The sequence below is a fragment of the Streptomyces sp. CBMA156 genome (assembly GCF_014596515.1).
Lineage (GTDB): Bacteria > Actinomycetota > Actinomycetes > Streptomycetales > Streptomycetaceae > Kitasatospora.
Genome location: NZ_MSJQ01000249.1, coordinates 80649 through 89376 on the forward strand (window position 1 = coordinate 80649; position 8728 = coordinate 89376).

The window sequence follows — 8728 nt, forward strand, 5'->3', positions numbered from 1 at the left end:
GCTCCGACCCGGGCCCGGCACCGTCCGCAAGGCACCGCCGGGCCTCACCAGAACTCACCCTGAGGATCGCTGCATGCCTGGCATCACGCGCGAGGAGGTCGCCCACCTCGCCCGGCTGTCGCGTCTTGAGCTGAAGCCCGAAGAGCTGGACCACTTCGCCGAGCAGCTCGACGTGATCATCGGCGCGGTCGCCCGCGTTTCCGAGGTCGCCGGACAGGACGTCCCGCCGACCTCCCACCCGCTGCCGCTGACCAACGTCATGCGCGCGGACGAGGTACGGCCGTCGCTCACCCCGGAGCAGGCGCTGTCCGGCGCCCCCGCCGCCGAGGAGCAGCGATTCCGTGTGCCGCAGATTCTCGGGGAGGACTGACCGAAATGACCGAGCTGATCCCCACGCCGATCATCAAGTGGACGGCCGCCGAGACCGCGGGTGCCATCGCCAAGGGCGAGGTGTCCGCCGTCGAGGTCGCGCAGGCCCACCTGGACCGCATCGACGCGGTCGACAAGAAGGTCAACGCCTTCCTGCACGTCGACACCGAGGGCGCGCTGGCCGCGGCCAGGGCCGTCGACGAGAAGCGCGCCAAGGGCGAGGAGCTGGGCCCGCTGGCCGGCGTCCCGCTCGCGCTCAAGGACGTCTTCACCACCAAGGGCATCCCGACCACCTGCGGCTCGAAGATGCTCGAAGGCTGGATCCCGCCGTACGACGCCACGCTGACCGGCCGTCTCAAGGACGCCGGCGTGGTCATCCTCGGCAAGACCAACATGGACGAGTTCGCGATGGGCTCCTCCACCGAGAACTCCGCGTACGGCGTGACCGGCAACCCGTGGGACCTCTCCCGCATCCCCGGCGGCTCCGGCGGCGGTTCGGCCGCCGCGCTGGCCGCCTTCGAGGCCCCGCTGGCGATCGGCACCGACACCGGCGGCTCGATCCGCCAGCCCGGCGCCGTCACCGGCACCGTCGGCGTCAAGCCGACCTACGGCTCGGTGTCCCGCTACGGCCTGGTGGCGTTCTCGTCCTCGCTCGACCAGGGCGGCCCGTGCGCCCGCACCGTGCTGGACGCGGCGCTGCTGCACGAGGCCATCGCCGGGCACGACCCGCTGGACTCCACCTCGATCGACGCGCCCGTCCCGGCCGTGGTCGAGGCCGCGAGGATGCGCGACGTCCGCGGCATGCGGATCGGCGTCGTCAAGGAGTTCGCCGGCGAGGGCTACCAGGCCGGCGTGATGCAGCGCTTCGACGAGTCGGTGGAGCTCCTGCGCGAGCTGGGCGCCGAGGTCGTCGAGGTCTCCTGCCCGTCCTTCACCCTGGCGCTGCCGGCGTACTACCTGATCGCGCCCAGCGAGTGCTCCTCCAACCTGGCCCGCTTCGACGCCATGCGCTACGGCCTGCGGGTCGGCGACGACGGCACCCGCTCGGCCGAGGAGGTCACCGCCCTGACCCGCGAGGCCGGCTTCGGCCCCGAGGTGAAGCGCCGCATCATCCTGGGCACCTACGCCCTGTCCTCGGGCTACTACGACGCCTACTACGGCTCGGCCCAGAAGGTCCGCACGCTCATCTCGCGCGACTTCGACGCCGCCTTCGCGGGCGTGGACGTGCTGGTCTCGCCGACCACGCCGACCACCGCCTTCCCGATCGGCGAGCGCGCCGACGACCCGATGGCGATGTACCTGGCCGACCTGTGCACGATTCCGTCGAACCTGGCGGGCAACGCGGCCATGTCGCTGCCGGTCGGCCTGGCCCCGGAGGACAATCTCCCGGTCGGCCTCCAGATCATCGCACCCGCGATGGCGGACGACCGCCTGTACCGCGTGGGCGGTGCCGTCGAGGCCGCACTCAACGACAAGTGGGGGCACACCCTGCTGGAGGAGGCACCGGCACTGTGAGCAAGATCGAGAAGGCGAAGTCCCAGTCCGCTTCGCTCAAGGGGTGGAAGCACTCGAAGCCCGGCCTGTGGCTGTCCATCGGCACCAGCGCGTTCGGCGCGATCTCCATCGCCAAGGACGTCCGCAAGGCCCGCGAGGAGAGCGACACCCTCAAGCTGGTCAACGCCCTGGTCGGCGCGGCCGCGCTGGTCACCGGCACCGCCCTGCTGGTGCGCGAGCTGCGTCACCTGGGCTCCGACGACGTGCTGCTGGGCTAGCAGCCGTGGCGGGCCCGGGCTGACGGCCCGGGCCCGCCGTGCCCCCGGGGAAGAAACAAGGAGTAGGAGATGATCACCCAGATTCGCATCGACGGGTTCAAGTCGTTCGTCGGCTTCGAGCTCGATGCGCATCCGGTCACCGTGCTCCTGGGCGTCAACGGCGCGGGCAAGTCGAACCTGTTCGACGCGCTGCGGCTGGTATCGGGAACGCTCCACCACGGCTTCGACGCCACGGTGGCCGGCGACCGGAGGCTGGCCGTCCGTGACCTCTTCCACCGGGGCGGCGACGACCGGGCCCCGCTGCGGGACTCGTTCCGGATCACCGTGGGCGCCGTGGTGCCCTCGGCCGACGGCCCCCTGCCGGTCAGGCTGCGGGTGGAGGCCGGGCTCGTCCTGCCGACCGCCTCCCGGGCGGGCGCGCCCCACCGGGCCGCGCTGGTCCGCGGTCAGAGCCGGATCTGGGTGAGCCGGCTGGAGAACACCGACTGGATGGACCGGCTCGGCTATCCCGACGGGTTGCGGGCCGACATCGTCCGGGCCCGCGACGCCTTCACGGCCAGGACCGGCACCTGGGCGGCCACGATCGGCGGCCCGATCCTCGGGGACCCGACCGCGGCCGACGACGACGAGCTTTTCGGCACCCACCGCGAGGCGGCCGGCACCCTGGAACTCCTCGGCCTGGCGGCCAGGGAGACCGCGGCCTGGCAGCCGTACGTCCTCGAACCCGGCGCCCTGCGCCGGCTCGGCCGCCCCGAGGCGGACGGCCCGCTGGAGCCGCACGGCGGCAACCTCGCGGTCGTCCTGGACCGGATCTCCGCCACCGACCCGGAGAGCCGCACCCGGCTGGTGGCCGACCTCGCCGCACTCGTCCCCGGCGTCCGCGACCTCCGTACGGAGGTCGTCAGGACCAGGGGCGAGTACGACTTCGAGGTCGAGTTCCAGCACACCGGCTGGGTCTCGCCGGCCTCCCTGTCGGACGGCACCCTGCGCGCCCTCGCCCTGCTCGCCGCCTTCTGGGACCGGGACCGGGCCGGGGTGCTCGCCGTCGAGGAGATCGAGAACGGCATGCACCTCTCCCAGGTGGCCGACCTGGTCCGCCGGCTCGGCCGGGGCGCCGGGCTGCCGGCCCCCGCGGACCGCACCACACCGGGCCAGCTGCTGGTCACCACCCACTCGCCGGCCCTGCTGGCCGCGCTGCGCACCGACCTCTCCGGCGGGGTGGTCTTCCTGGACCAGGCGAACCACGTCGACCCGGAGCGGGGGACGGTCTCCCGGATCACCACCGCACGCCCGTTGCGGCCCCGGGACCCGGAGGCCGAGCCGGGCGGCTCCACCACCCCGCAGGCGGTGGACCGGCTGCTGCGCGGCCTGGAACGGGGGGCGGCGTGAAGGGCGACCGACCGCTGTACCCCGGGCTGGTCGTGGAAGGCGTCAGCGACGCCCCCTTCCTCCGCATCCTGATCACCCGGCAGCTGGAGGAACTGCTGCTGGCCAAGGCGCCCGGCCCGGTGTCGGTGCACGCCTGCGAACTCGCCGACCGCAGGATCACCGGATCGGGCACCGCCGAGGAGGTGGCCGAGTCCGCCTGGAAGCTGGCGCAGGACTGCCACCTGGTCTTCGTCCACAGCGACGAGAAGGAACGCGGCACCGCCGAGAAGCTGACCGCGCTGCTCCGCGAACGGGCCCGGGGCACGAAGTCCGCCGAGCCGGTGGCGCTCGTCCCGGTCCGGATGACCGAGTCGTGGATGCTGGCCGACCGGGAGGCGATCAGCCGTTCGGTCGCCGGCGCGGACCTGTCCGGGTACCCGTACAAGTCCCCGGCCGCGGTGGAGAAGGCGCACAACAGCCCGACGCACCAGGCCTATGCGAAGAACGTCTGGGAAGCGATCGCCGGCAAGGGGCACGGCGGCGTCCTCGACGACAGCATGGAACTACTCGCCCAACACATCGACCTTGAGCTTCTCTCCCAGCTGCCGTCGTACCAACGATGGCGTGTGGACACCGAAGACGCACTGAAGACGAAGGGATTCCTGTGAGCACCATGAATCTGGTGTCCTACGACGACGCACTGGCCTCCTACGACCCGGTGATGGGCCTTGAGGTCCACGTCGAGCTGGGTACCAAGACCAAGATGTTCTGCGGTTGCTCGACCGAGCTGGGCGCCGAGCCGAACAGCCAGACCTGCCCGACCTGCCTGGGCCTGCCGGGCTCGCTGCCGGTGGTCAACGCGATCGGCGTGGAGTCGGCCGTCAAGATCGGCCTGGCGCTGAACTGCGAGATCGCCGAGTGGTGCCGGTTCGCGCGGAAGAACTACTTCTACCCGGACATGCCCAAGAACTTCCAGACCTCGCAGTACGACGAGCCGATCGCCTTCAACGGCTACCTCGACGTGCAGCTGGAGGACGGCACGACCTTCCGGGTGGAGATCGAGCGCGCCCACATGGAGGAGGACACCGGCAAGTCCAGCCACGTCGGCGGGGCCACCGGCCGCATCCACGGCGCCACCCACTCGCTGCTCGACTACAACCGGGCCGGCATCCCGCTGATCGAGATCGTCACCAAGCCGATCGAGGGGGCCGGCGAGCGCGCCCCCGAGGTCGCCAAGGCGTACGTCGCCGAACTGCGCGAGCTGATCAAGGCGCTGGGCGTCTCCGAGGCCCGGATGGACAAGGGCCAGATGCGCTGCGACGTCAACCTGTCGCTGCGCCCGAACGGCACCGAGACCTTCGGCACCCGCTCGGAGACCAAGAACGTCAACTCGCTGCGCAGCGTGGAGCGGGCCGCCCGGTTCGAGATCCAGCGGCACGCCACGGTGCTCACCGACGGCGGCACGATCATCCAGGAGACCCGTCACTTCCACGAGGAGGACGGCAGCACCACCTCGGGCCGGATCAAGGACAACGCCGAGGACTACCGCTACTTCCCCGAGCCGGACCTGGTGCCGGTGGCCCCCGCCCGGGAGTGGGTCGAGGAGCTGCGTGCCGCCCTGCCCGAACTGCCGCGGGTGCGCCGCGCCCGGCTCCAGGCCGAGTGGGGCCTGTCCGACAAGGACATGCAGTCGGTGCTCAACGCCGGTGCGGTGGAGTCGATCCAGGAGACCATCGCGGCCGGTGCCCCGGCCGACCAGGCCCGCAAGTGGTGGATGGGCGAGTTGGCCCGCCGCGCCAACGAGACCGGCACCGAGCTGAGCGAGCAGCCGATCACCCCGGCGCAGGTCGCCCGGGTCGCCGCGCTGGTCGCCGAGGGCAAGCTGAACGACAAGCTGGCCCGCCAGGTCATCGAGGGCGTGCTGGCCGGCGAGGGCGAGCCGGACGAGATCGTCGGGAAGCGCGGCCTGGCCGTGGTCTCGGACGACTCCGCGCTGGGCGCCGCCGTCGACCAGGCCATCGCCGAGAACGAGGCGATCGCCGCCAAGATCCGCGACGGCAAGGTCGCCGCGGTGGGCGCGCTGGTCGGTGCGGTCATGAAGGCCACCCGCGGCCAGGCCGACGCGGCCCGGGTGAAGGATCTGATCCTGGAGCGGCTCGCCGTGGAAGGACAGTAAGCGGAGTCTGGAGCGGCTCGCCGTGGAAGGACAGTAGGCACAGCCCGGCTCCTCAGGCTGTCAACCCTGTCTTCCTAAGGCATCTAAGCCATCTAAGGCCCTCTAAGTAAGGCCTAAGGCCCGGTCTCACCTCTGTAATGGGGTGAGGCCGGGCCTTAAACCTTCTCCGGCGCCCGATCTGCCCCCGATCTAAGGCCTCCGGGCCCCGGAAGATGCGGCACGCTCCCGATGCGGCACCCCCCACTGGCGGAGGAAGCTCTTACTCGTCAGCAGGACGGCGAAACACAGTGAGACCCGCAGGGGGAGCAGAGATGATCGAGTACCAGACCTTCCAGCAACAGGCCCACGAGCTCGTGGCCCGCGCCGAGCACGAGCGCCTGGTGCGCGAGGCCAAGGAAGCGAGCCGGCTGCGGCAGCGTCCGGTGGCCACCCGCTTCCAGCGGCGCCCCGTGCGTCAGCCCGAATGCTGACGGTTCGGCACCCGGACGGTGCCGACGGAGTCCCGGAGGGGGAGACGCTGCGAGTGAGCGTCTCCCCCTCCGGGCGTTCGGGCCCCGCACCCCGTTCGCGCTGGGAGATAACCCCTCGGCCGGTCCCCACCGGCTATGGCATGCTCGCCTCCATGCAGCACACATCGGTCAGCCCCGTCTTCGTCGGCCGTGGCAACGAGATCACCGAGCTGACCGACGCGCTGCGCCGCGCGGGCACCGGCAGCCCGCAGGCCGTCCTGATCGGCGGCGAGGCGGGCGTCGGCAAGACCCGGCTGCTGGAGGAGTTCCTGGAGCGCGCCGCCGCCCGGGGCGCGGTCACCTCGCTCGGCGGCTGCCTGGAGGTCGGCGCCGAGGGGCTCCCGTACGCACCGCTGGCCACCGCGCTGCGCAGACTGCACCGCTCGCTGGGCGCCGAACTGGAGGCCGCCGCGGCCGGCAGCGAGGGCCATCTCGCCCTGCTGCTCTCCGAGTTCGGCGAGGTGGACGGCGAACCCAACGACGAGTACAGCCGGGCCCGGCTGTTCGAGCACACCGCGAGGCTGTTCGAACGGCTCGGCGCGGACCGTACCCTCGTCCTCGCCGTCGAGGACCTGCACTGGTCCGACCGTTCCACCCGCGAGCTGCTCGCCTTCCTGGTGCGCACCCTGCACCGCTCCCGGGTGCTGCTGGTCGCCACCTACCGCACCGACGACCTGCACCGCCGGCACCCGCTGCGCCCCTTCCTGGCCGAGCTGGAGCGGCTGCGCACCGTCCAGCGGCTGGAGCTCGCCCGGTTCGACCGCCGCGAGGTCGCCGCCCAGCTGGCCGGCATCCTCGGCACCACCGCCCCCGACCGCCAGCTGGTGGACCGCATCCACCGCCGCTCGGAGGGGAACCCGTTCTTCGTCGAGGAGCTGGCCACCGCCTTCGAGGACGGCTGCGGCGCCGGGCTGACCGACTCGCTGCGGGACATCCTGCTGGTACGGGTCGAGGGCCTGGCCGAGGATGCCCAGCGGGTGGTGCGGATCGCCGCCGAGGGCGGCTCGCACGTCGAGCACGCCCTGCTGGCCGCCGTCCTGGACGACGACGAGGAGGCGCTGATCGAGGCCCTGCGGGTGGCCGTCGGCGCCAACATCCTGCGCCCGGACAGTGAGGGCGAGGGCTACCGGTTCCGGCACGCGCTGGTCCGCGAGGCGGTCTCGGACGACCTGCTGCCCGGCGAACGGCACCGGATCAACCGCAAGTTCGCACTCGCCGTGGAGGCCCAGCCGCAGCTCGTCCCCGGTGACGCGCTGCCCGCCAGGCTGGCCAACTACTGGTACCACGCGCACGATCCGGCCCGCGCCCTGCCGACCGCCCTGGACGCCGCCCGCGCGGCCCGCCGCCGCAACGCCTTCGCCGAGCAACTCGGCATGCTGGAACGGGCCCTGGAGCTGTGGGACCTGGTCTCCGAGGAGGTGCTGGCGCACACCCTGCGCCCGTACGACTGGGCCGAGACCTACCCGCCGGGCTCCTGCGACCACAGCGGCGCGGACGAGGACTGCGGCCGGATCCAGCTGGTCGACGTGCTGGCCGAGGCGGTGGTCGCGGCCCGGCGCAGCGGCGACCGGGAGCGCGGCCTGAGCCTGGCCAAGCGCGGCATCCGGCTGGTCGACGAGGCCGAGCACCCGGTGCGGGCGGCCTGGTTCCGGATCAACCGGGCCCGGATGCTGGGCAGTCTGCGCCGCTCCGGGGACGACGAGGAGATCGCCCACGCGCACCGGCTGGTGGAGCACCTGGCGCCGTCCGCCGTGCAGGCCGAGGTGTTCGCCCTCGGCGCCGGGTCCGCCATGCTCAAGAAGCCGGGCCCCGAGCACGTCGGGCTGGCCGAGCGGGCGATCAGGACCGCCCAGGAGGTCGGCGCCCACTCGGTCGAGGTGCACGCCAGGATGACCCTCGGCAGCCTGCGCTACGAGTTGCAGGGCGACGCCGAGGGCGGGCTGGCCGAACTCGCCGGCGCGGTCGAGCGGGCCCGTCTGCTGGGCGTGCCCGACCTGCTGCTGCGCGGCATCAACAACCTGGCCAGCATGCAGCGCGGGCTGGGCCGGTCCGAGGAGGCCGTCGCCCTGAGCAGGGAGGGCCTGGACTTCGCCGACGGCAAGGGCCTGCTGCGCAACATCGGCACCATCCTGACCGGCAACCTGGTCGAGGCGCTGACCGACCTCGGGCGGGTGGGGGAGGCCGCCGAGGTGCTCGCCGCCTGCGAGCTGACCAGCCTGACCGGCACCCACGCCGAGTTCCTGGACCGGATGCGCGGTGAACTCGCCCTGCTGAAGGGCGACCTGCCCGTCGCGGCGACCATGCTGGCGCAGGCCAGGGCGGCCAACCGGGTCGGCCAGGTCCAGCACAGCGTGCCGATCAGCCGGCTGGCGGTGCGGCTCGCGGCGCTCGGCGGCCGGCCGCTGGAGGCCAGGGCCGAACTGCTCGCCGCGCTCGCCGAGGAGGGGCGCAGCGGCAACGAGTCCGACGTCTACCCGCTGCTGGCCGAGGCCGCCGCGGTGGAGGCGGACAGCCGGGGGCTGCCGCTGGCCGAG

At 72.5% G+C, this 8728-nt stretch carries 8 protein-coding genes; all 8 read left to right on the forward strand.

The features are described from left to right. The first annotated feature begins 73 nt into the window (after nt 1-73). The gene (gene gatC, locus BU198_RS20795; protein WP_030057414.1) at nt 74-370 is read left to right on the forward strand and encodes an Asp-tRNA(Asn)/Glu-tRNA(Gln) amidotransferase subunit GatC; all 297 of its coding nucleotides are present in this window, start codon (nt 74-76) and stop codon (nt 368-370) included. 5 nt (nt 371-375) lie between these two features. Next, entirely contained in the window at nt 376-1884 is a 1509-nt protein-coding gene (gene gatA / locus BU198_RS20800) for an Asp-tRNA(Asn)/Glu-tRNA(Gln) amidotransferase subunit GatA (protein WP_188298354.1), read from the forward strand. After that, nucleotides 1881-2141: a hypothetical protein gene (locus BU198_RS20805; RefSeq protein ID WP_188298355.1), complete on the forward strand. Its 261-nt coding sequence runs from the start codon at nt 1881-1883 to the stop codon at nt 2139-2141. Before gatA ends, BU198_RS20805 begins: the two co-directional genes overlap by 4 nt. A 69-nt stretch (nt 2142-2210) precedes the next feature. Further along, nucleotides 2211-3530 carry an AAA family ATPase gene (locus BU198_RS20810; RefSeq protein ID WP_188298356.1) on the forward strand — a complete coding sequence of 440 codons (1320 nt, stop codon included), beginning with the start codon at nt 2211-2213 and terminating at the stop codon, nt 3528-3530. Continuing rightward, the gene (locus tag BU198_RS20815; protein ID WP_188298357.1) at nt 3527-4177 is read left to right on the forward strand and encodes a DUF4276 family protein; all 651 of its coding nucleotides are present in this window, start codon (nt 3527-3529) and stop codon (nt 4175-4177) included. Before BU198_RS20810 ends, BU198_RS20815 begins: the two co-directional genes overlap by 4 nt. Nucleotides 4178-4182: 5 nt before the next feature. After that, a complete protein-coding gene (gene gatB / locus BU198_RS20820; protein WP_223244706.1) occupies nt 4183-5685 on the forward strand; it encodes an Asp-tRNA(Asn)/Glu-tRNA(Gln) amidotransferase subunit GatB in 1503 nt (500 codons plus the stop codon). Between the two features lie 311 nt (nt 5686-5996). Further along, nucleotides 5997-6155, forward strand: coding sequence for a hypothetical protein (locus BU198_RS20825; RefSeq protein WP_188298359.1), 159 nt, complete (start codon nt 5997-5999; stop codon nt 6153-6155). Between the two features lie 152 nt (nt 6156-6307). Next, nucleotides 6308-8728: ATP-binding protein (locus tag BU198_RS20830; RefSeq protein ID WP_188298360.1), on the forward strand; the 2421-nt coding region annotated here is incomplete at its 3' end.